This window comes from Roseomonas marmotae (genome assembly GCF_017654485.1).
In the GTDB taxonomy this organism is placed as follows: domain Bacteria; phylum Pseudomonadota; class Alphaproteobacteria; order Acetobacterales; family Acetobacteraceae; genus Pseudoroseomonas; species Pseudoroseomonas marmotae.
The window spans coordinates 2,137,848-2,157,660 of record NZ_CP061091.1; the positions used below are offsets into that span (position 1 = coordinate 2,137,848).

The 19,813-nt window shown below is 69.6% G+C and carries 24 protein-coding genes; 14 read left to right on the forward strand and 10 right to left on the reverse strand.

Annotated features, from left to right (window positions below; all coding sequences use genetic code 11):
• Nucleotide 1 precedes the first annotated feature (1 nt).
• The 5 genes from IAI58_RS10125 to thiL are packed head-to-tail and all read left to right on the forward strand — an operon-like array spanning nucleotide 2 to nucleotide 3,751.
• Nucleotides 2–604, forward strand: coding sequence for a riboflavin synthase (locus IAI58_RS10125; RefSeq protein ID WP_207445921.1), 603 nt, complete (start codon nucleotides 2–4; stop codon nucleotides 602–604).
• Entirely contained in the window at nucleotides 601–1,746 is a 1,146-nt protein-coding gene (gene ribB, locus IAI58_RS10130) for a 3,4-dihydroxy-2-butanone-4-phosphate synthase (protein ID WP_207445922.1), read from the forward strand. The genes IAI58_RS10125 and ribB overlap by 4 nt, the downstream gene beginning before the upstream one ends.
• Complete coding sequence (gene ribH, locus IAI58_RS10135; protein WP_207445923.1) at nucleotides 1,743–2,225, forward strand: 6,7-dimethyl-8-ribityllumazine synthase; 483 nt, start codon at nucleotides 1,743–1,745, stop codon at nucleotides 2,223–2,225. The genes ribB and ribH overlap by 4 nt, the downstream gene beginning before the upstream one ends.
• Entirely contained in the window at nucleotides 2,222–2,725 is a 504-nt protein-coding gene (nusB, locus tag IAI58_RS10140) for a transcription antitermination factor NusB (protein WP_207445924.1), read from the forward strand. Before ribH ends, nusB begins: the two co-directional genes overlap by 4 nt.
• A 57-nt stretch (nucleotides 2,726–2,782) precedes the next feature.
• Nucleotides 2,783–3,751 (forward strand): thiamine-phosphate kinase, encoded by a 969-nt coding sequence (gene thiL, locus IAI58_RS10145; RefSeq protein ID WP_207445925.1) that lies wholly within the window; start codon nucleotides 2,783–2,785, stop codon nucleotides 3,749–3,751.
• Between the two features lie 53 nt (nucleotides 3,752–3,804).
• Here the strand turns inward: thiL and IAI58_RS10150 are convergent, their stop codons facing one another.
• The 6 genes from IAI58_RS10150 to IAI58_RS10175 form a co-directional block, all read right to left on the reverse strand.
• Nucleotides 3,805–5,016, reverse strand: coding sequence for an MFS transporter (locus IAI58_RS10150; RefSeq protein WP_207445926.1), 1,212 nt, complete (start codon nucleotides 5,014–5,016; stop codon nucleotides 3,805–3,807).
• A 79-nt stretch (nucleotides 5,017–5,095) separates the two neighbouring features.
• The gene (locus IAI58_RS10155) at nucleotides 5,096–5,281 is read right to left on the reverse strand and encodes a hypothetical protein (RefSeq protein ID WP_207445927.1); all 186 of its coding nucleotides are present in this window, start codon (nucleotides 5,279–5,281) and stop codon (nucleotides 5,096–5,098) included.
• 11 nt (nucleotides 5,282–5,292) lie between these two features.
• Nucleotides 5,293–5,679 carry a DUF2171 domain-containing protein gene (locus tag IAI58_RS10160; RefSeq protein WP_207445928.1) on the reverse strand — a complete coding sequence of 129 codons (387 nt, stop codon included), beginning with the start codon at nucleotides 5,677–5,679 and terminating at the stop codon, nucleotides 5,293–5,295.
• 51 nt (nucleotides 5,680–5,730) lie between these two features.
• Nucleotides 5,731–5,928, reverse strand: a complete 198-nt coding sequence (locus IAI58_RS10165) for a hypothetical protein (RefSeq protein ID WP_207445929.1) — start codon at nucleotides 5,926–5,928, stop codon at nucleotides 5,731–5,733.
• 62 nt (nucleotides 5,929–5,990) lie between these two features.
• The gene (locus IAI58_RS10170; RefSeq protein WP_208775926.1) at nucleotides 5,991–6,245 is read right to left on the reverse strand and encodes a hypothetical protein; all 255 of its coding nucleotides are present in this window, start codon (nucleotides 6,243–6,245) and stop codon (nucleotides 5,991–5,993) included.
• Between the two features lie 148 nt (nucleotides 6,246–6,393).
• A complete protein-coding gene (locus IAI58_RS10175; RefSeq protein ID WP_207445931.1) occupies nucleotides 6,394–6,930 on the reverse strand; it encodes an outer membrane protein assembly factor BamE in 537 nt (178 codons plus the stop codon).
• Between the two features lie 170 nt (nucleotides 6,931–7,100).
• On the opposite strand from IAI58_RS10175, the gene IAI58_RS10180 reads away from it, so the two are divergent.
• The 4 genes from IAI58_RS10180 to IAI58_RS10195 all read left to right on the forward strand — a co-directional run bounded on the left by IAI58_RS10180 (nucleotide 7,101) and on the right by IAI58_RS10195 (nucleotide 10,464).
• Entirely contained in the window at nucleotides 7,101–7,646 is a 546-nt protein-coding gene (locus IAI58_RS10180) for a ubiquinol-cytochrome C chaperone family protein (RefSeq protein WP_207445932.1), read from the forward strand.
• Entirely contained in the window at nucleotides 7,643–8,176 is a 534-nt protein-coding gene (locus tag IAI58_RS10185; protein WP_207445933.1) for a YceD family protein, read from the forward strand. Before IAI58_RS10180 ends, IAI58_RS10185 begins: the two co-directional genes overlap by 4 nt.
• Before the next feature lie 129 nt (nucleotides 8,177–8,305).
• Entirely contained in the window at nucleotides 8,306–9,880 is a 1,575-nt protein-coding gene (locus tag IAI58_RS10190) for a L,D-transpeptidase family protein (RefSeq protein WP_207445934.1), read from the forward strand.
• Complete coding sequence (locus IAI58_RS10195) at nucleotides 9,880–10,464, forward strand: YcbK family protein (RefSeq protein ID WP_207445935.1); 585 nt, start codon at nucleotides 9,880–9,882, stop codon at nucleotides 10,462–10,464. The genes IAI58_RS10190 and IAI58_RS10195 overlap by 1 nt, the downstream gene beginning before the upstream one ends.
• A 52-nt stretch (nucleotides 10,465–10,516) precedes the next feature.
• On the opposite strand, the gene sugE is transcribed toward IAI58_RS10195, so the two are convergent.
• The 3 genes from sugE to IAI58_RS10210 form a co-directional block, all read right to left on the reverse strand.
• Entirely contained in the window at nucleotides 10,517–10,834 is a 318-nt protein-coding gene (sugE, locus tag IAI58_RS10200) for a quaternary ammonium compound efflux SMR transporter SugE (protein WP_237182296.1), read from the reverse strand.
• Between the two features lie 142 nt (nucleotides 10,835–10,976).
• Entirely contained in the window at nucleotides 10,977–12,401 is a 1,425-nt protein-coding gene (locus IAI58_RS10205) for an amidase (RefSeq protein WP_207445936.1), read from the reverse strand.
• Nucleotides 12,402–12,533: 132 nt separating this feature from the next.
• Nucleotides 12,534–13,103, reverse strand: a complete 570-nt coding sequence (locus IAI58_RS10210) for a fasciclin domain-containing protein (protein ID WP_207445937.1) — start codon at nucleotides 13,101–13,103, stop codon at nucleotides 12,534–12,536.
• A 360-nt stretch (nucleotides 13,104–13,463) separates the two neighbouring features.
• Between IAI58_RS10210 and IAI58_RS10215 the strand changes: the two genes are divergently transcribed.
• The 5 genes from IAI58_RS10215 to IAI58_RS10235 all read left to right on the forward strand — a co-directional run bounded on the left by IAI58_RS10215 (nucleotide 13,464) and on the right by IAI58_RS10235 (nucleotide 19,104).
• Nucleotides 13,464–14,654, forward strand: a complete 1,191-nt coding sequence (locus IAI58_RS10215) for a diaminopropionate ammonia-lyase (RefSeq protein WP_237182836.1) — start codon at nucleotides 13,464–13,466, stop codon at nucleotides 14,652–14,654.
• Nucleotides 14,655–15,156: 502 nt separating this feature from the next.
• Complete coding sequence (locus IAI58_RS10220; protein ID WP_207445938.1) at nucleotides 15,157–16,137, forward strand: Bug family tripartite tricarboxylate transporter substrate binding protein; 981 nt, start codon at nucleotides 15,157–15,159, stop codon at nucleotides 16,135–16,137.
• 278 nt (nucleotides 16,138–16,415) lie between these two features.
• The gene (locus tag IAI58_RS10225) at nucleotides 16,416–17,432 is read left to right on the forward strand and encodes an NAD(P)H-quinone oxidoreductase (protein ID WP_207445939.1); all 1,017 of its coding nucleotides are present in this window, start codon (nucleotides 16,416–16,418) and stop codon (nucleotides 17,430–17,432) included.
• Nucleotides 17,429–18,301 (forward strand): DMT family transporter, encoded by an 873-nt coding sequence (locus IAI58_RS10230; RefSeq protein WP_207445940.1) that lies wholly within the window; start codon nucleotides 17,429–17,431, stop codon nucleotides 18,299–18,301. Before IAI58_RS10225 ends, IAI58_RS10230 begins: the two co-directional genes overlap by 4 nt.
• 17 nt (nucleotides 18,302–18,318) lie before the next feature.
• A complete protein-coding gene (locus IAI58_RS10235; protein WP_207445941.1) occupies nucleotides 18,319–19,104 on the forward strand; it encodes an alpha/beta fold hydrolase in 786 nt (261 codons plus the stop codon).
• Here IAI58_RS10235 and IAI58_RS10240 read toward each other — a convergent pair.
• A complete protein-coding gene (locus tag IAI58_RS10240; RefSeq protein WP_207445942.1) occupies nucleotides 19,101–19,775 on the reverse strand; it encodes a DNA-3-methyladenine glycosylase family protein in 675 nt (224 codons plus the stop codon). The genes IAI58_RS10235 and IAI58_RS10240 overlap by 4 nt on opposite strands.
• Nucleotides 19,776–19,813 lie beyond the last annotated feature (38 nt).

The window sequence follows — 19,813 nt, forward strand, 5'->3', positions numbered from 1 at the left end:
AATGTTCACCGGCATCATCACCGCCATCGGCGTCGTCGCCGCCATCGACCCTATCGGGGAAGGTCAGGACATGCGCCTGGCCATCGAGACGCCTCAGGGCTGGCTGAAGGGGGCGGAGATCGGCGCTTCCATCGCCTGTTCCGGCTGCTGCCTGACGGTGGTGACGCTGGAGGAAGACCGTTTCACGGCCGATGTCTCGGCCGAGAGCCTCTCCAAGACCTCTCTGGGTAGCTGGAAGCCCGGCTCGCGCATCAATCTGGAGCGCGCGCTGAAGATGGGCGACGAGATGGGCGGCCATGTCGTCTCCGGCCATGTCGACGGGATGGCCGAGGTGCTGTCCGGCACGCCGGAGAATGGCTCCACCCGCTGGCGCTTCCAGCTGCCGGAGGGGCTGGCGCGCTTCGTGGCGCCCAAGGGCTCCGTGACGGTGGACGGCGTCTCGCTGACGGTGAATGAGGTGGAGGGCGCCAGCTTCGGGGTGAATGTCATCCCCCACACCACCTCCGTCACCACCCTCGGGGAACTGGCGCCGGGCCGGCGCGTGAATATCGAGATCGACATGCTGGCGCGCTACGTCGCCCGGCTGCGGGAGTTCAACTCATGAGCATCGCCACCCACCAGACCTCCTACCAGCAGTTTCTCAGTCCCACCGAGGAGCTGCTGGAGGAGGCACGGCGCGGCCGCATGTTCATCCTGGTCGATGACGAGGACCGGGAAAACGAGGGCGACCTGGTCATCCCCGCCCAGTTCGCGACGCCGGATGCCATCAACTTCATGGCCCGCTTCGCCCGTGGCCTGATCTGCCTGGCCATGACGCGCAACCGGGTGGAGCAGCTGGGCCTGCCGCTGATGGCCCAGGCCAATGGCACCCGGCACCAGACCGCCTTCACCGTCTCGATCGAGGCGCGGGAAGGGGTGACCACCGGCATTTCCGCCGCCGACCGCGCCCGCACCATCGCGGTCGCCGTCAATCCGGAGACCAAGCGGGAGGATATCGTCACCCCCGGCCATGTCTTCCCGCTGGTGGCGCGGGAGGGCGGCACGCTGGTCCGCGCCGGGCATACCGAGGCGGCAGTGGATTTCGCCCGCATGGCCGGGCTGAACCCGGCCGGCGTGATCTGCGAGATCATGAACGAGGACGGCACCATGGCGCGGCTGCCGGACCTGGTGTCCTTCGCGCAGCACCATGGCCTGAAGCTCGGCACCATCGCCGACCTCATCGCGCACCGCCGCCGCACGGAGCGGCTGGTGAAGCGCGTCGAGGAAGGCCGGATGCCGGACCCCCATGGCCAGGGCGAGTGGCGGCTGATCGTCTATGCCAATACCCTGGACTACGGGGAGCATGTGGCGCTGGTGAAGGGCGACCTCTCCCGCCCCGGCCCGACGCTGGTGCGGATGCATGCCGTGAACGTGCTGCAGGACATCATCGGCATGAAGGGCCCGCATGACCTGCAGCGCTCGATGGCCGAGATCTCGGCCGCCGGACGCGGCGCGGTGGTGATCATCCGCGACATCAAGCCCACCGCGATCTCCGAGCGCGTCCGCGCCGGGCGCGACCGCACGGCGCCGCCGGAGCTGCGGGACTACGGCATCGGCGCGCAGATCCTGGCCGATCTGGGCGTGAAGGAGATGATCCTCCTCTCCAACCACCCCAAGGCCATCGTCGGGCTGGAGGGTTACGGTCTGGCCGTGCTGGAAACCCGCCCCATTGACGGTGGCGCCGAGAACGAGGAAGGCGCGGCATGAGCACCGTCGACGCGCCCGAGCGCAGCACCCCCGCCATTCCCGGCCCCGCGCCGCGCATCCTGCTGATCCAGGCCCCCTATTACGAGGGCGTGGTCTCCGGCATGCGCCGGGGCGCCGAGAAGATGCTGACGGAAGCGGGCTGCCACCTGGAGGTGGTGGACGTGGCCGGTGCTTACGAGCTGCCGGCGGCGCTGCGGATGGCGCTGAAGGTCGCCCCCGGCTGGGACGGCTTCCTGCTGCACGGCTGCGTCGTGAAGGGCGAGACCGACCACTACCAGTTCATCTGCGAGGCGGTCTGCCAGGGCGTCATGGATATCAGCGGCGAGACTGGCGTGCCGCTGGGCTTCGGGCTGCTGACGGTAGAAAGCCTGGACCAGGCCGAGGCCCGCAGCGCCGACGACCGCCACAACAAAGGCGGGGAGGCGGCCTTTGCGCTGTTGACCCAGATCGCGCTGGCGCGCAGATGGGGCATCAAATGAATACCCCTGCCCAGAAGAAGTCCCGCCCGGCGCCACCGCCGGGCCGGCCGCGCACCGGCGCGCGCGTCGCCGCCATCCAGGCCCTGTTTCAGAGCGACCAGAGCGGCGAGAGCCCCGAGGCGGTCATCGACCAGTTCGTCCGCCACCGCCTCGGCCCCGATGGCGGCGGGTTCGAGGATGGGCGCGTGCCCACGGTCGACGTGCCGCTCTTCACCCGGATCGTTCGTGGCGTGGCAGGGCAGGCGGAGACGCTGGACGGCGTCATCGCCGGCCATCTGGCGCGGGACTGGACAGTGGCCCGGCTGGACCCGGTGCTGCGCGCCCTGCTGCGCGCGGCAGCCTATGAATTCTCCTCGGCCGCGGAGCCGCCGGCGCGCGTCGTCATCAACGAATACATGGACATCGCCCACGGCTTCTTCGGGGGTGAGGAGCCGCGCTTCGCCAATGGCGTGCTGGACGCCCTGGCCCGCCACCTGCGCGGGGCGGAGTTCCAGCGCTAGGGTGCAAGCCCGAACCGGGCTGGCAGAAGGGCGTTTTCGTGCCATGAACGGCGCCCGATGACCCTGCCGCCCGAATTCGCCCTGATCGCCCGCCATTTCCGCCCGCTCGCCGGCCCTGGCGCGCTCGATCTCTCGGACGATGCCGCTGTGCTGGCCCCGCCGCCGGGACGGGAGATGGTGCTGGCCGCCGATGCCATGGTCTCCGGCGTGCATTTCCTGCCGGACGACCCGCCGGAAACCATCGGCCGCAAGCTGCTCCGTACCAATCTTTCCGACCTCGCCGCCATGGGCGCGGCGCCCCTGGGCTATCTGCTGACCACCATCCTGCCGCGCGGGATCACGCCCGGCTGGCTGGAAGGCTTCGCCGCCGGGCTGGCCGAGGATCAGAAGGAATTCGGGGTCGTCCTGCTGGGCGGCGACACCACCTCCACCCCCGGGCCCATCTCGCTCTCCCTGACCATCCTCGGCCATGTGGCGCCCGGGCAGGCCATCCGCCGGGTGGGAGCAGGGCCCGGGCAGGATGTCTGGGTTTCCGGCACTATCGGCGATGGCGCGCTGGGCCTGGCGGTGCTGCTGGGAGAGGTGCCGGGCGGGGCGACGGGCCATCTCGCCGGCCGTTACCGCCTGCCGCGCCCGCGCCTGGCGCTCGGGCAGGCACTGGTGGGGCTGGCGACCGCTGCAATGGATGTCTCGGACGGGCTGGTGCAGGATCTCGGCCATCTCTGCCGCGCTTCCGGTTGCGGTGCCGAGATCGGGGCCGGCCGCGTGCCGCTCTCGGCCGAGGCGGCGGCGCTGCTGGCGGACCGGCCGGCCCTTCTGCCGCGCGTACTGACCGGTGGCGACGACTACGAGCTTCTCTTCGCCGCCCCGCCCGAGGCAGCGGCTGAGATCGAGGCCCGCGCCGCCGCCTGTGGCGTAGCGGTGACGCGGATCGGCCGCTTCCTGACCGGTGAGCCTGAGGTGGTGGTGCGGGATGCGGAAGGGGGCGTGCTTCCCATCCATCATGGCGGATGGAGCCATTTCTGACCGCATCGCGGTCTGCCGCCGCCAGCCCTGATGGCTGACGGCGGCGCCGGCCTTCAGGAGGCCGGCTGCAACCGGGCGGCTCGCGTTACCCAGAGCGTGGCGGCGGCGACCAGAAGCGGCGGGATGGAGACCCAGCAGACCATCTCCCAACCGTAGCTGTTCAGCAGCCCGCCCGAGGCGAAGGAGCCGACCACCATCAGGCCGAAGACCAGGAAGTCGTTCAGGCCCTGCACCTTGGTCCGTTCCTCTGGGCGGTGGCATTCGACCACCATGGCGGAAGCGCCGACGAAGCCGAAATTCCAGCCGAGGCCGAGCAGGATCAGGGAAAACCAGAAGTGGCCGACGGTCAGCCCCGTCAGGCCTACCGCCGCCGCGGAGGCGAGCAGAAGGAGGCCGGCGAGCACGACGCGGGGGGCGCCGAAGCGCGCGATGATGCGCCCGGTGAAGAAGGACGGGCCGTACATCGCGATGACATGCCATTGCAGGCCCAGGTTGGCGTCATCCTGTGACAGGCCGCAGAGCCGCATCGCCAGCGGCGCGGAGGTCATGACAAAGTTCATGACGAGGTAGGAGACCGCGCCGACCATCACGGCGCTGACGAAGCGTGGCTCACGCGCGATGAGGCCGAGGGGGCGGCCACTGCCGCTCTCGCTGGCCTTCGGCCTGGGGAGGCGGACGCCGAGCAGCACCAGCGCGCAGAGCACGGCCACCCCGGCCTGGATGAGGTAGGTCGCCGCGAAGAGATAGGGCGGCCACAGATACATCGTATGGGTGACGAGCTGTGGCCCAAGGATGCCCGCAAAGACACCGCCCGCCATGACCGCGGAGATCGCCCGCGCCCGGCGCTCCGGCGGGGCGCAGTCGGCGGCGGCGAAGCGGAAGCTCAGCACCACGGCCGCATAGGCGCCGCCGAAGAAGGTGGCCGCGCAGAACAGCCAGAAGGAGCCCAGCAGCACCGCCAGCGCGCCGAGCAGGCCGACGGTCACACCGAAGGCCGTGCCGAGCAGGAATGCCGCCCGGCGGCCAAAGCGGTGCGCGACAAACCCCGCGGGCAGGGTGCAGGTGGCCATCCCCACCACGAAGATCGTGATGGGAAGGGTGGCCAGCGCCTTATCGGGCGCCAGCGTGTTCCCGATGACGGAACCCGTGGCATAGATGACGGTGGCATTGGCTCCGGCCAGGGCCTGGGCGATGGCGAGGCGCGCGACGTTTCCCCGCTCATTCACCAGGTCATCTGGCGGAGCGGTTTTGGCTTCCTTGGTCATGCCGCCTTATAGGCGCTTTTCCGATTCCCGGCCCAGGGCTGTGGAATTTTCCGGAAGGAGCAAAGGCTCCTGGGGCGTGTCAGCCACCGGCTTTCCTCTGCGGCTCCGATGCGCCTCCGGGCGGGGGGTCTCCGCCCAGTTCCTCAAGCTTCTTCTTCACCGCCCGATCCTCCTCGGTGAGAGGAGCGGGCTGTTGCACCGCGACCCCCTCCGGCACGGAGTCGCCGGGGTCATGAGCCATGGCGGGGTCGATCCCGTCCTGCATGCGTCCCTCCTTCAGGATGATGTGCCACTGCCGACATTGCGTGCGCCGAAGGAGAGGCGGCCGCCAGGACCAGGCGCCTGTCCGCTGGTGCCATGCTGGCGCTCACCTATGGCGCCACGGGCCTTCGCGCGGCTGCCATGGGGTTCATCGTCGCGTGGCTGGCCGAAGCGGGCGGCCTCGTCGGGGTCCATGGACAGACGCACCACGCCCCCGTCCAGCCCGGTCACGGTGCTCAGCGGCACATAATGGTGCTGACCATTCGCCTGCGGGTCGTTGCGGCTCAGCTTGATATAGTCACCCGCCAGATGATCGACGGTGCCGAAAGGCTGACCATCGCTGCCCACCACGGGCATGTGGTCCTGTATCTCGCCTTTCTCGATGCGTGTTGCATCAGCCATGCGAAGTCTCCCGATCGGTTCTGGTTCCCAGAAAGCGGGGCAGGCACCCGGCTACAGGTCTTCCTTGCGGCGGACCATCTCCCGCAGCAGCATCTGGGCGAGGTCGTGCGGGTCGGCGTCGTCGATACGCGCGCTCTCCTCGCTGCCATAGTCATCGGCGGTGACATGGACGAGCCCGCCCTCGACCCGGTAGCTGCCGGTATAGACGGTGTCGCCGATATGGATGGTGACCTGGTTCGGTTGTTCCATGGCGTAGCTCCGCTGTTCTGGCTCTTGGCCCGGAGGGCGCGGCTGGCCGCGCCATGCATGGGTTACTTGTTGGTGCGGCCCCGGTGGCTGGGGTCGGCGGCACCCTGGGGGGTGGTATCGTTCATCGTGTCCCCCTCATCGGTATTCCCACCCCGCAGCACCATCGGGTCGGTGCCGCGCCCGAAAACTCCCTTGGAGGAGTTGATGCCGGGGTCACGCTCCAGGTCACCGGGCGGGCGGGGCGTGTCGCTCATCAGCCCCCGCTCGGTCTCGCGGTGGATCAGGTCGCCTTTGGCATGCTTGGAACTCGTCATCATCCGCTCCCTCAAGCTGCCTGTCATAAACGCAGGGAAAGGACACTGGTTCCCGGCGGCGGGCCTGAGGGATGCGTGGCGACTATGGCCGGAAGGCCTGTCTGACGGGCACAGGAAAGCCGTGGCCGCCCTGCGCCCCGCCTGTCACGGGCTAGCGGCCGGGGCCGGCGCCCGGGCCCTGATCGGCGGCGCTCATGCCGGGCCCGCCGACGCGGCCGATATTGCCGAACAGCGCCTGAAGCAGAGTCCGGTCGGTGCCGGGCACCGGGGTGGTGCGCTCGACGACAGGCACGTCCCGCATGTCACTGGGGCCCAGTTCACGGATATTCCGCAGCACGCCGCCCGCGTCGAACTGCATGGCGACCACCCGCTGCTGCTCCACCCCCTCGCTCCGGCCCGGGCGCATGCGGGTGACGGCGCTGATGTAGTACCATTCCGAATCATCGAAAGTGCCGGTGGCGCTGGGCGAGCCCAGCAGCGCCCGCACATCGGCCTTGGTCTGTACGCCGGGGTTGAGCTGGGTGATCAGCTCCGGTTCCACGCGGTTGCCGCGCTGGGTCGGCGGCGCCTCGAAGACCGAACAGCCGGCCACGGCCAGGCCGATGGCCAGCAATCCTGGTACGAGCAGCCCGGCGCGCGCCGAAGGCTGGCGCGCAGGCGGGGCAGGGTGGTTCTGGCTGCTGGCCATGTGAGCGCCGGTCCTCTGGTCTGGTTCACCCGCGCCCGCCGTGGCGCCTGCGCCACGATTGACCAGGGGCGGGTTGCGGTCCATCTGCTCGGTCGATTGCCACTGCCCCGCATCGGGGTCAACCGGCGCCTGCTGTCTGGCGCTGTATCAAAGAGGAGCCGCAGCACATCATGGCCCTGTTCGGCCTGTTCCGCCGCCGTCCGCATGAACGCCGGGGCTTCGAATTGTACGGCGCCGCCGTGCGCGCTGCGCGGCAGCCTTATTTTTTCGCCGAACTGGGCGTGCCGGACACGCTGGACGGGCGTTTCGACCTGGTGGGCCTGCATGTCGCCCTGCTGATCCGCCGCCTGCACCGGGATGCCGATCCGCGCGGCGCCGCGCTGGCGCAGGCCGTCTTCGACGCGATGTTCGCGGATATGGATACCAATCTGCGTGAGATGGGAGTGGGCGACATGTCCATTGCCAAGCGGGTGAAAAATATGTGGGAGGCCTTCCACGGCCGCGCCCAGGCTTACGAGGCGCCGCTGACAGCGGGGGACCGTGCTGGCCTGGCCGAGGCGCTGGCCCGCAATGTCTGGCGCGGCAGCCGGGAGGCCGGGGACGCGGCGGCGCGCCGGCTGGCGGATCTCGCCTTCGCCGCCGATGACGCGCTGGCGGGCCAGCCGCTCGAGAGGCTGCTCAAAGGACAGGCGCATTTCCCGGAGGTGGTGGCATGAGTGAGGTGGTGCCGGAATTCTCCCGGACCCTGCCCTGGGGTACGGTGGGACGGCAGGAGAAGCGGGAGGAGCTGGAGGCGACGCAGCAGGAGCGCGATGCCCTGGCGAAGCGCTTCAACATCCTGGCGATAGACGCGCTGAAGGCCAATCTGCGGCTGCGGCAGGAACCCGGCGGCGCCATACGCGTGCGCGGGCGCCTGACCGCGGACGTGGTGCAGGCCTGCGTGGTGACGCTGGAGCCGGTGCCCCAGCATGTCGATGAGCCGGTGGATCTGCGCTTCCTGCCCAAGGACGCGGAGCCGGATGACGACCCGGACGGCCCGGACGAAATCCTGACGGAAGGCCAGGCGCTCGAACTCGGGGAGGCCATGGCCGAGCAACTCGCCCTCGCGCTCGACCCCTATCCCCGTGCGCCGGGCGCCGAGCTGGATATCAGCTTCGTGCAGGAGGAAGAGGCGGAGCCGGAAGAGGCGCCGGCACGCCCCAACCCCTTCGCCAAGCTTGCGGCGCTGAAGGACAGCAAGCGGTAGAAGCTTCCATCGCATGGTAAATGTTGCTCGCATGTGACGGAAACATCACCTGTTTACCCGACGCGGCTCTGGCAAGCTGCAGCGCAATGATGGGTGGAACACAGCGCGCTGCGGTTGTATGACCATAGCATGCGCCGACGTGATATCTGCCTGTCGCTCCTGGCTTCCGCCCTGCCGCTCCCGGCACTGGGAGCCGGCCCTGTCCGCGTGCAGGCCGTACAACCGGGATGGGAAGCCCTGTTGCGCCTCTCGGCACGGCTGCGGGCGCTGGATCAGGATGGGCTGAACCCGTCGCATTATGCGATCCCCGCCGATAGCCGCGCATCGGGCGACCCGCAGGGCTATACCTCCGCGCTTTATGCCGCCGCCCTGGTAGCGCTGGGCGACCTGCTGCAGGGCCGTGTGCGCGGCCTGCCCGGCCGCCCGGACCTGCGGCGGGACACGGTGCCCATGGCCGCATGGCAGGCCCGGCTCTATGGCAGCGCCGAACCGGCCGAGGTGATCGAGCAGGCGGCCTTGCTGCCGCCGGGCATGGCGGTCCTGCGCCAGGGATTGATGGAGGCCCGCGCCCTCGTCGCCGCCGGTGGCTGGCCGAAGGTGCCCATGGGCACCGGAACCATCGAGCCGGGAGCGGTGGACCCGGAGCGGGTGCCGGCGCTGCGTGCCCGGCTGGCGGCCGAGGACCCGGAGCTGGCGGCGACGACGCCCTTCGACCCGGAGATTTACGACGACCCCCTGCTCTATGCGGTGCGGCGCTGGCAGAGCGCCAACGCGCTGGAGCCGGACGGCCGCGTCGGCCCCGCGACGCTGCGCCTGTTGAACCGCCCGGCCGAGCAGCGCCTCACCCAGATCCGGGTGGCGATGGATATGCGGCGTGCCATGCCGCGTCCGCAGCCTGGCCGCCGGGTGGAAGTGAACGTCCCGGAATACCGGCTGCGCGTGCTGGAAGGGGAGAAGCGGCTGCTGGACATGGCGGTGATCGTCGGCAAACCCGCACGCGCCACGCCGATGCTGGCGGTCACCATGACCACGGTGCAGTTCAACCCGCCCTGGGGCGTGCCGGAGCGCAATGCGCGGGAAGACCTGCTGCCGAAGTTCCGCCGCGATCCCCGCGCGATGATCGAGAAGGGCTTCCGCGTCTACCAGTATGTGGGCGGAGAGCGGGTGGAAATCGATCCGCTCACCGTCAACTGGGCGGCGGTCAATCCTGAACGCGTCCCTTATATTTTCCGCCAGGACGCCGGCGATTCCAACGCTCTCGGCCGTATCAAGTTCATCATGCCCAATAGCGATGACATCTATCTGCACGATACTCCGGACCGCCATCTCTTCAACCGGGCGAGCCGTGCCTTCTCCTCCGGTTGCATACGGTTGGAGCGCCCCATGGAATTGCTGGATATTGTGCTCAACGGCACTCCGGACTGGGATCGCGCCCGCGCGAACAGGGTCCTGGAATCGAGGCAGACCACCGCGGTCGGCCTACGCCGCCCCCTTCCGGTGCGCCTCTCCTATCAGACAGTGACGATCGAACAGGGCAAAATGCGGCTCTATTCCGACATCTACGGGCTCGACGCGGCCTATGCCAAGGCGCTGGACCAGCGTGGCAACACCGGTGCGCCGCTGCTGACAACGGGTGTTCCGCGCTTGCAGCCGGAAGCGCCCGCGCGGGCGGAGAAACTTTCCGGTGCGGTGGTGGTGCGTTGATGCTGGACCTGTTCAACCGCCCCGGCCCTTGCCCCTGCTGCGAGGGCGGCGTCTTCAGCCGGCGCAAGATCCTGGGCTTCGGCCTCGGCGCCCTGGCCGGGGCCGGCGCGCTCTCCTCCACGGCGCAGGCCGTGCAGCTACCGCCGGTGCGCCGCCTGCGCGCCGTGCGCGTGCCGACGGATGACAGCTTCGACGGCGTCTATTTCCGCGACGGAAAATACGACCGCGAGGCCCTGCACAAACTGGACTGGGTCTTCCGCGACCTCTCTGCCGCCGAGGTGACGCCAATGGACCCGCGGCTGTTCGATGTGCTGAGCGCCGTGGCCGACCGGCTCGATAGCGACGAGACCTACCGGATCATGAGCGGCTACCGCACGCCGGAGCACAATGCGAAGAACGCCCGCCGCTCCCGCGCCGTCTCGACCGCCAGCCTGCATATGTCGGGCATGGCGGCGGATTTCCGCCTGCCCGGGCGCGACGGCCGTGGCGTGGCGCGCACCGCCGCGCAGATGCAGGTGGGCGGCGTCGGCTATTACCGTGAGGGCTTCGTGCATCTGGACTGCGGCCCGCCACGCCGCTGGTGATGCCGGGCGCGCGGCCGGCCGGGCCGTGCCGCGCGCCGGCTCCTGCTCGGCCTCAGGCGGTCAGCTTCAGCCCGGCGATGCCCGCGACGATCAGCCCGATGCAGAGGATGCGCATCGGTGTCACGGCTTCGCCGAAGATGAGCATACCCAGGATGGCGGCGCCCACCGTGCCGATGCCGGTCCACACCGCATAGGCGGTGCCAAGCGGCAGGGCGCGCATGGCGAAGGCCAGCAGTATGAAGCTGCCGATCATCGCGATGATCGTCAAGATGGAGGGGACGAGGCGGGTAAAGCCCTCGCTCTGCTTCAGGCCGGCGGCCCAGCCCACTTCCAGCAGGCCGGCGACGAAAAGGGCAATCCAGGAAATCATGGCGATCCTGTCCTAGTAGGCCGGGCCGTCCCGGCGTGGAGAGGGGATCGCGGAAGGTCGTCCTTCCGCCCGTAAGCTGGGACGGGCAGGGGCCGTGGTCAAGGATGCGCCACGGCCCCGCCCTCAGGCTTGGGCGGCTGCCTCAGTGATGATGATGCGCGCAGCTATGGGCTTCCTCCGCCCGGGCCGAGGGCAGGGTCACCGCGCGCTCGATGGCGCGTGCGGCCCGGAGGCAGAGGTCGTCCCGCAACTGGGCGGCGGCGAATTGGACGCCGCGCGGCATGCCGCTCTCATCCATACCGATCGGCACGGTGATGGCGGGCTGGCGCGTCAGGTTGAAGGTGAAGGTCCAGGGCGCCCAGTCCCGCCACAGCGCCTCGGTCGGCTTCAGCGTCGGCGCATCGGCCGCGAAGGCGGCGGTGGGCGTGGTCGGCGTCAGCACCAGGTCGTATTTCAGATGGAAGCGCGCCATGGCATGGGCGGCCTGCGTACGCATGGCCTCGGCGCCCAGGAAGTCGATGGCGGACATGCCGCCCTCGCGCTCCGCGACCTCCTCCAGCCCCTTGTCCAGCAATTCGCGCTGTTCGGGCGGGGTGGTGGCGACCAGGCGCGCCAGCGCCACGCCCCAGACGCGGCCGAAGATCTGGCGGGTGTCCGGCAAGTCGGGGTCGGCATACTCGACGATGGCGCCCTGCTCGGCCAGCAGGCGCGCCGCCAGTTCCACCGCCGCCTCGCCCTCGGCATCCACGGGCGGGGCATAGCCCAGCTGCTTCACCACGGCGACGCGCAGCCCCGCCACGCCGTCCTCGATGCCGTGACGCCAGTCACGCGGGTCGTCGGGCATGCAATAGGGGTCGCGCAGGTCCGCCTGGGCCATGGCCGAGAACATCAGCGCCGCATCGCGCACGCTGCGCGTCATGGGGCCGGCGCAGGAGACCTGGCCGAAGGCGCTGTGTGGCCATTGCGGGATGCGGCCATAGCTGGGCTTCAGCCCCACCAGCCCGCAATAGGCGGCCGGAATACGGATGGAGCCGCCGGCATCGGTGCCGACATGCATGGGCCCGAAATTGGCCGCCCCCGCCGCGCCGGCACCGCAGGAGGAGCCGCCCACCGTCCGCTCGGGGTTCCAGGCATTGCGGCTGATGCCATGCAGCGGGCTGTCGCCCGGGGTCTTCCAGCCGAATTCGGTGGTGGTGGTCTTGCCGAGGATGACCGCACCGGCCGCCTTCAGGCCGATGACCGCGGGCGCATCCTCGGTGGCGGGCCTGCTGTCGGTGGTCTTGCTGCCGCGGCGGGTCGGCATGCCCTGCACGTTCAGCAGGTCCTTCACCGTCACCGGCACGCCGTCCAGCGGGCCGATCGGGCGCCCGGCGGCCCAACGCGCCTCGCTGGCCCCGGCTTCGGCCAGGGCACGGGGGTTCAGCATGGCAAAGGCATTGACCCAGGGATTGTAGCGCGCCACCCGCTCCATGATCGCCTGTAGCGCCTCGACCGGGGAAAGCCGGCGGCGGGCATAGGATGCGAGGAGCTGTTCGGCCGACATCAGGGCCGGATCGGTATCGGACATGCCAGGTTCCGCAGAGGCTTCAATGCGCCACAGCATGAGCCGATGGCCGGCGGGAGGAAAGGCCGACCTGCCGCCGGCGCCGCCGGGCGGAAAAGGAATGGGCCGGGCAGTTGGTCCCCCCGGCCCGTCCGGTCAGGGCAGCAGCGCGCCGTCCAGCACCTGGATCACGCCATTGCTGGCCAGGATATCGGTCCGCACGAAGCCGACCTGCGGCCCGACATTGCTGCTGCGGCCATTGACCAGCACCGCGCGCTGCACCTTGGCGGTGGGCGCGGGCGCGCCGGTGACACGCAGCTGCTGGCCCGCTGTCCAGGTGTTGATCAGGCCGTTGCGCATGACGATGCTCTCCAGCCGCAGCTGGCCGGAAGCAACCAGTCCGCCCACGGCCGCGCGCAGCACCGCCTGGTCGGTGGAGCTGTCGGTCAGGACGGAGCGCCGGTCCGCCGGCAGCGCCTGGATGGCCGCGTCGGTCGGTGCGAAGACGGTGGCCGGGCCATTGGCCGGGGTGATGCGGGAATCGAGGCCTGAGCGCTTCAGCGCCGCAGTGAAGATCTTGGTGTCCGGACGCGCCGAGAGCAGCGTCATCAGATCGATGGTGCCGTCTTCTGGTAACGGCCTGCCGGGGCTTTGCAGATTCTGGCAGGCGGCGAGCAGAAGGGGCAGCATGCCGCCCGCCAGCATGATGGTGCGTCGGGAAATCAAGTTGCTGATCCTCATCCTTGGTGCCGGCAGGCTGACGCGGCACGCTGGTCGCCGGTTCGAACACAAGGCCGGAAATCTCGGCCATGGTCCGTTCGCGCCATAACCTGAAACCGGATGCCAAGCCAGATGGCTCTGCATTTCCACGGCAGGAAGTTGATCGAGGCCGCCAAGGACACGTCGCAAGTATCTGGTATAAAAAGGAAGGCTAAATGAAACCAATGCGGGTTCCGCACGAACCGCGGATGGAGTGGGGTCGTCCGGGCGCAGTCCCGGCTTCTCGTTCTGGCGATGACCTGGAAAGACCGGCTTTCCGGCGGTGAACCAGGCCGCTGCTTTCTGACGTGGCGGAGATTGCCGCCCGTGTGGGCCGGGGCCAAGCTGGCGCGCATGATCGCGTCGCATCCCTTCCGCCTGTTCATCAATCCCCGCCAGGGCGTGCCCGGCGTGGTCGTCCTGCCCGATGCCGGCTTCCGCCGTGCCAGGGCTGAGATCCAGAGCTGGGAAGGCTATGCCCCCACGCCGCTGGTGCCCCTGCCGGAACTGGCGGCTTCAGCCCGTATTGGCGCGCTGCATTACAAGGACGAGGCAGGGCGCTTCGGCCTGGGCAGCTTCAAGGCCCTGGGCGGTGCCTATGCCGTGGCCCGGCTGCTGACGGCTGAGCTGGCGCGCCGTGGGATCAGGGTGGAAGGCACCGCCGCCCTGGCGGCCGGCACCCATGCCGCGGCGACGCGGCAGATCACCGTCACTTGCGCCACCGATGGAAACCACGGCCGCGCCGTCGCCTGGGGCGCCTCCCGCTTCGGTGCCCGCTGCGTGATCTTCGTGCATGAGGGCGTCAGTCAGGGCCGGCGGGATGCCATCGCCGCATATGGCGCCGAGATCCGTGTGGTACCCGGCCATTACGACGATGCCGTGCGGGAAGCCGCGGCGGTGGCGACGCGGGAGGGATGGTTCGTCGTCTCCGACACCGCCTGGCCGGGCTATACCGAGGTGCCCCGCGACGTGATGCAGGGCTACCGGCTGATGGCGGAGGAGGCCCTGACCGCGCTGCCGGCGCCGCCGACGCATGTCTTCATCCAGGGCGGCGTGGGCGGCGTGGCGGCAGCGGTGGCCGTGCAGACCCGCGCGCTCTGCGGCACCGGGCCGCGCATCGTCGTGGTGGAGCCCGAGGCCGCCGCCTGCCTGCTGGCCAGCGCCGAGGCCGGTGCGCCAGTAGCCGTGCCGGGTGACCTGGACACGATGATGGCGGGCCTGGCCTGCGGCGAGCCGAGCCTGCTGGCGTGGCAGGAACTGGAGAGATCCACCTTCGCCTTCATGGCGGTGCCGGATGCGGTGGTGCCGGAGGCCATGCGCCTGCTGGCCCGCCGCGACCCTGCCGTGACAGCCGGCGAAAGCGCCGTGGCCGGCTTGGCCGGGCTGCTTCTGGCCGCCGCCGATCAGCAGGCCCGGGCGGCACTGGGGCTGGACGAGGCTTCCCGCGTCCTGGTCTTCGGCACGGAGGGGGCGACGGACCCGGCACTCTATGCCGCGCTTGTGGGAGCACCTTCCTAGCTCCGCGGAGGCAGCAGCTTCGTCAGCAAACCCGCTGGGATCGGGGGCGACTCTTGTGGTGCCCCATGATGCCGCTGGCGGTGGCAGTGATCCTGACACGACGCCGATCCGTCTCTCGATTCGCGCAAGCTGACGAGTGAAGGCGGCGCCGATGACGATGACCGTCCTGCCGCGTGGAGGGCCTGTGGCCGGAGCGCAGTGCGGGTGATGTGGAAGAGGTGCCGCCGGCTTCGCGTGGCGAGAGGATGAACGAAGCGAATCCGAAACATTGCGACGTCAGCACGTATTTTTGGAACTGCTTCCTTTGCTGGTTGACCGTGAAGGATGCGCTGCGCCGATCCACGACCGGGGAATCGTGTTTCCGGCAGACTGTGTGCGGCTTTTCGCGCGGGGCGGTGCGCGTCTGCCCGCGTCCGTCGCGCGCGTTGACGCTCTCGTGGTTGAACGCCATATGAGAGCAAGCGCTCGACAAGCCCGCTGACGGGACGCACTGGAGAAGCTCATGAATCGCCGTGATTTCCTCGCCCTTGGTGCTGCCGCCGCTCTGCCTGGCGTGCTTCCCGCCGCCGCCAGCGCACAGGCCAGCTGGCCCAGCCAGCCGATCCGCCTGGTGGTGCCCTTCGCGGCCGGTGGCCCGACCGATGTGCCGGCGCGCCTGATCGCGGATGAATTGTCCAAGATGCTGCCGCAGCGGGTTGTCGTCGAGAACCGTACGGGCGCCGGCGTGGTGGTCGGCTCCGATGCCGTGGCCAAGTCGAAGGATGGCCATACCGCGCTCTACACCACCATCGCCCACGCGGCACTGCGCGAGATCTTCCCGAGCCTTCCCTTTGACCCCATCAAGGACTTCACGCCCGTCGCCGTGACCGGCGTCATTCCGATGCTGCTGATGGTCAACAAGGACCTGCCGGTCAATTCGCTGCCGGAGCTGATCGAGCTCCTCAAGAAGAACCCCGGCAAATACGACTATGCCAGCACGGGTAATGGCGCGGCCCTGCACCTGGCTTCCGAGCTCTTCCTGAAGCAGGCGGGCGACCTGAAGGTGAACCACGTGCCCTATCGTGGCTCCGCCGCAGCGATGCCGGACCTGCTGAACGGCAGCGTCGCGATGATGCTGGACGTCGCCAACAGCGCGCTGCCTTTCGTGCAGCGCGGCGAGGTCAAGGGCCTGGCCATTTCCTCGGCTGAGCGGCTGGCGCAGGTGCCGGAGATCCCGACCTTCCAGGAAGTCGGCGTTCCAGGCTACGAGGCCTATACCTGGCACATGGTGCTGCTCCCGGCCGGCACGCCCGAGCCCGTCGTCAAGCAGTTCAACGAGGCGCTGAACAAGGTCATGGCCATGGACAGCGTGAAGGCGCGCCTGTCCGACCTGACCATGCAGACCCGCAGCAACAGCACGCCGGCCAGCGCGGCCAAGTTCCTGGACGATGAGATCGCCAAGTGGACTCCGATCATCCAGGCGGCCGGCATCAAGGCCGGCTGAACTCCGGCCGATAGCGCCGAAGCCATGAATCACCCCGGGGCGCTGTCGCCGCGGGGTTTTTCTTTGCCTTCCCACCGGACGGGCCAGCTCCGCGGCGGGAATGGTGTCGTTCCGGAGACAGCCACGGGGAATCGCTGAAATCCGGATGGCCTCCTCATCGGGATCATGGCCCGGGGGCCGCGCCTTGTGCCATAGGGCGCCCACACGGGTTCGTGCACGGCTTGACGGAATGCGCTCAGACGCCGACCCTCGCGCTGCCGTGAGGGAGGTATCTGGACATGGCGGGGTTTCCGGACAGCATGAAGTATATCGCCCATGGCGAAGGCGGTGCGCCGGAGGTGCTGGCGCCGACGCGGGGCCCCCTGCCTGAGCCAGCCCCGGGAGAGGTCCTGATCCGCGTGATGGCGGCGGGCGTGAACCGTCCGGACGTGCAGCAGCGCAAAGGGCTCTATCCGCCGCCCCCCGGCGCCAGCCCCATCCTTGGCCTGGAAGTGGCGGGCGAGGTCGTGGCGCTGGGCGCCGGTGCTGCCCGCTTCTCCCTTGGCGACAGGGTCTGCGCCCTCGCCAATGGCGGTGGCTATGCCGAATACTGCGCTGTGCCCGAGGGGCAGGCGCTGCCCTGGCCCGCCGGATTCGATGCTCTTCGCGCCGCGGCGCTGCCGGAAACCTACTTCACCGTCTGGGCCAATCTGTTCGGCCATGGGCGGCTGGCGGCGGGCGAGACGGTGCTGGTGCATGGCGGCACCTCTGGTATCGGTGTCACCGCCATCAAGCTGGCGAAGGCCTTCGGTGCACGGGTCTTCGCCACGGCGGGAAGCTCCGCGAAATGCCAGGCTATCCTGGATCTCGGCGCCGACGCGGCGATTGACTACCGCCAGCAGGATTTCGTGACCGAGGTGAAGCGGCTGGCGCCCCAGGGCGCCGATATCGTCCTCGACATGGTCGGCGCGGCGTATTTCCAGCGCAACCTGCGCTGCCTGGCCAGGGATGGCCGTCTGGTGCTGATCGCCTTCCTCGGCGGCCATGAGGCGGAGAAGGCGGATCTGCGCCCCATCATGCTCAAGCGCCTGACCGTGACGGGCAGCACCATGCGGCCCCGCACCGATGCGGAGAAGGCCGGGATCGCCCGCGCGCTGGAAGAGAAGGTCTGGCCGCTGCTGTCCCGTGGTGAATGCGCCCCTGTCATCCACGCGACTTTCCCGCTGGAGGATGCCGCCGCGGCGCACCGGCTGATGGAGAGCAGCGCGCATATCGGCAAGATCATGCTGCGGGTCGCGGATCACGGCGCCACATGATCCGACTCGCTGACCTGCGGCTGCTGCTGGTCGCCGTCACCCTGTTCGGCGGCGCCTGGCCGATCACCAAGTCGGCGCTGGCGGATGCCACGCCGCTTTGGTTCGCCGTCAGCCGCACGTTGCTGGGGGCGCTGGTGATCGGCCTGCTCCTGGCCTTCAGGGGCGAGTTGCGCCTGCCGAGGCGCCGGGACTGGCCTTCGGTGCTGGCCGTCGGCTTCCTGCAACTCGGCGCCTATTTCGCCCTGACGCATCTGGCGGTGGCGCTCGTGCCGGCCGGCCGTACGGCGGTGCTGGCCAATGTCACCATCTTCTGGCTGGTGCCGCTCTCGGTCATCGTGCTGAAGGAGAAGGTGCCGGGCCGCCGCTGGCTGGCGGCTGGCCTGGGTCTGGCGGGCGTGCTGGCCCTGGCCGGGCCCTGGGCCATGGGCCCGGGCGAGACCAGCACTTTCATCGGGCATCTGATGCTGCTGGCGGCGGCCTTCCTGTGGTCCTGCACCATCATCATCACGCGGCTCTACCCCTCGGAACGCCCGATGCTGATGAACCTACCCTGGGGCTTCCTGCTGGGCGGGGTGGTCCTGGTGCCGCTGGCACTGATACGGGAGCCGCTGGGGCTTGGCGGGGGCATCGGCCCCGGCGCGTTGTGGCAGGTGGTGGTGATCGGCTGCCTGGTGGCGCCGCTGGGCACCTGGGCCGTGATCGAGGCCGGGCGGCGGTTGCCCGGTGCGGTCTCCTCCGTCGGCTTTCTGCTGGCGCCGGCCATCGGCGTGGTGGTCTCCACCCTCTGGCTGGGCGAGGCGCTGGGCTGGGACGTGATCATCGGCGGAGCACTGATCTGCGCTAGTGTGGTAGTGGCAGCCTCGGGCTGAGAAGAGGGCAGGGCTGCATGCGGCTGAACCTGATCGAGATGGGGCAGGGCGGTGGCGCTCCGCTGGTGCTGCTGCACGGGCTTTTCGGGCAGGCCGGCAATTTCGGCGCGGTACAGAAGGCGCTGGCCGCCCAGGGCCGGCGCGTGCTGGCGCTGGATCTCCGCAACCACGGCGCCTCTCCGCATGACCCCGTCATGGGCTATGCCGAGATGGCCGCCGATGTGGCTGAGACCTTGCAGGCCCACGGTGCCGCGCCCGCCGACGTGGTGGGCCATTCCATGGGCGGCAAGGTCGCGATGATGCTGGCGCTCACCCGGCCCGAGCTGGTGGCGCGGCTGATCGTCGTGGACATCGCCCCCGTCGATTACCCACCTGCCTACCGACCCTATGCGGAGGCCATGCTGGCGATGGAAATGCGCCCCGGCCTGACGCGGCGGGAGGCCGATGCGGTACTGGCCGGCGCGGTGCCCTCGGCCGGCGTGCGCGGCTTCCTGCTGCAGAATCTGCGCCTCGGGGAGCATCCGGGCTGGCGCATCGGCCTGGCCGAGATCGCGGCGGCCCTGCCACAGATCGAGGCCGCGCCGGATTTTCCGCCCGGCGCGCGCTTCGACAGCCCGGTGCTGGTACTGGCGGGTGAGAACTCGGACTACATCCGCGAAGAGCACCGTCCGCTTTTCCGCGCACTCTTTCCCGCCCTGCGTTTCGGCCGCGTAAAGGGCGCCGGCCACTGGGTCCATGCCGAGCAGCCCGAGGGCTTCCTGGCCGCGCTGGGCACTTTCCTGGGCCCGCCCCAGGCCGGCTAGAGCGCGGTCGGTGCCTTGAAGCGCCCGTCCTTCGCCAGATCGGCCGCGCGCCAGAGATACCAGGCGGCGGCCGAGCGATAAGGTGCCCAGGCGGCGCCGATCGCCGCCAGTTCCTTCGGCTTCGGCTGGGCATCGAGGCCCGCCGCGTGGCGATAGCCCTCCCGTACCCCGAAATCGTCCAAAGGAAGGATATCGGGGCGGCCGAGGGTGAAGATCAGCAGCATCTCCACCGTCCAGCGGCCGACACCGCGCAGCGCCACCAGCCGCTGGACCAGTTCCTCGTCCGGGAGGCGCGTGGCGGCGCGGAGTGTCGGCACCAGCCCGCCCACCGTCTTCTGCGCGATGTCGCGGATGGCGGCGGCTTTGGCGCCGGAGAAGCCGCAGCCCCTCAGCGCGCCATCCTCCAACGTGAGGATGGCGGTGGCGGGGGGGAAGTCGTGCTCAGGGAAAAGGCCGATGAGCCGCCGCAACATGGCTTCCGCCGCGCGGCCATGCACCTGCTGGTGGGCGATGGCACGCACCAGCGCCTCATAAGGTTCGCGCCTCTCGGGCTTCAGCGTGAAGGCCCCGACCTGCCTGACCACCGGCCCCAGGACTGGATCGGCCGCCAGATGCGTGCGCGCGGCACGGCCGCCAAGGCCCTTGGGGACGGATTTGCCAGGCGGCAGCATCGGGACCGAATCCTCCGGAACATCCTGCGAACAACAAG

Bases quoted from the DNA above. Each gene is read 5' to 3' on its own strand.
- sugE (WP_237182296.1), bottom strand. From the start codon at position 10,834: ATGATTTCCTGGATTGCCCTTTTCGTCGCCGGCCTGCTGGAAGTGGGC.
- IAI58_RS10235 (WP_207445941.1), top strand. From the start codon at position 18,319: ATGCGGCTGAACCTGATCGAGATGGGGCAGGGCGGTGGCGCTCCGCTG.
- ribB (WP_207445922.1), top strand. From the start codon at position 601: ATGAGCATCGCCACCCACCAGACCTCCTACCAGCAGTTTCTCAGTCCC.
- IAI58_RS10205 (WP_207445936.1), bottom strand. From the start codon at position 12,401: ATGTCCGATACCGATCCGGCCCTGATGTCGGCCGAACAGCTCCTCGCA.
- IAI58_RS10150 (WP_207445926.1), bottom strand. From the start codon at position 5,016: ATGACCAAGGAAGCCAAAACCGCTCCGCCAGATGACCTGGTGAATGAG.
- IAI58_RS10190 (WP_207445934.1), top strand. From the start codon at position 8,306: ATGCGCCGACGTGATATCTGCCTGTCGCTCCTGGCTTCCGCCCTGCCG.
- IAI58_RS10230 (WP_207445940.1), top strand. From the start codon at position 17,429: ATGATCCGACTCGCTGACCTGCGGCTGCTGCTGGTCGCCGTCACCCTG.
- IAI58_RS10195 (WP_207445935.1), top strand. From the start codon at position 9,880: ATGCTGGACCTGTTCAACCGCCCCGGCCCTTGCCCCTGCTGCGAGGGC.
- IAI58_RS10175 (WP_207445931.1), bottom strand. From the start codon at position 6,930: ATGGCCAGCAGCCAGAACCACCCTGCCCCGCCTGCGCGCCAGCCTTCG.
- IAI58_RS10125 (WP_207445921.1), top strand. From the start codon at position 2: ATGTTCACCGGCATCATCACCGCCATCGGCGTCGTCGCCGCCATCGAC.
- IAI58_RS10220 (WP_207445938.1), top strand. From the start codon at position 15,157: ATGAATCGCCGTGATTTCCTCGCCCTTGGTGCTGCCGCCGCTCTGCCT.
- IAI58_RS10165 (WP_207445929.1), bottom strand. From the start codon at position 5,928: ATGGAACAACCGAACCAGGTCACCATCCATATCGGCGACACCGTCTAT.
- IAI58_RS10155 (WP_207445927.1), bottom strand. From the start codon at position 5,281: ATGCAGGACGGGATCGACCCCGCCATGGCTCATGACCCCGGCGACTCC.
- IAI58_RS10185 (WP_207445933.1), top strand. From the start codon at position 7,643: ATGAGTGAGGTGGTGCCGGAATTCTCCCGGACCCTGCCCTGGGGTACG.
- IAI58_RS10240 (WP_207445942.1), bottom strand. From the start codon at position 19,775: ATGCTGCCGCCTGGCAAATCCGTCCCCAAGGGCCTTGGCGGCCGTGCC.
- thiL (WP_207445925.1), top strand. From the start codon at position 2,783: ATGACCCTGCCGCCCGAATTCGCCCTGATCGCCCGCCATTTCCGCCCG.
- ribH (WP_207445923.1), top strand. From the start codon at position 1,743: ATGAGCACCGTCGACGCGCCCGAGCGCAGCACCCCCGCCATTCCCGGC.
- IAI58_RS10225 (WP_207445939.1), top strand. From the start codon at position 16,416: ATGGCGGGGTTTCCGGACAGCATGAAGTATATCGCCCATGGCGAAGGC.
- IAI58_RS10160 (WP_207445928.1), bottom strand. From the start codon at position 5,679: ATGGCTGATGCAACACGCATCGAGAAAGGCGAGATACAGGACCACATG.
- IAI58_RS10180 (WP_207445932.1), top strand. From the start codon at position 7,101: ATGGCCCTGTTCGGCCTGTTCCGCCGCCGTCCGCATGAACGCCGGGGC.
- nusB (WP_207445924.1), top strand. From the start codon at position 2,222: ATGAATACCCCTGCCCAGAAGAAGTCCCGCCCGGCGCCACCGCCGGGC.
- IAI58_RS10170 (WP_208775926.1), bottom strand. From the start codon at position 6,245: ATGATGACGAGTTCCAAGCATGCCAAAGGCGACCTGATCCACCGCGAG.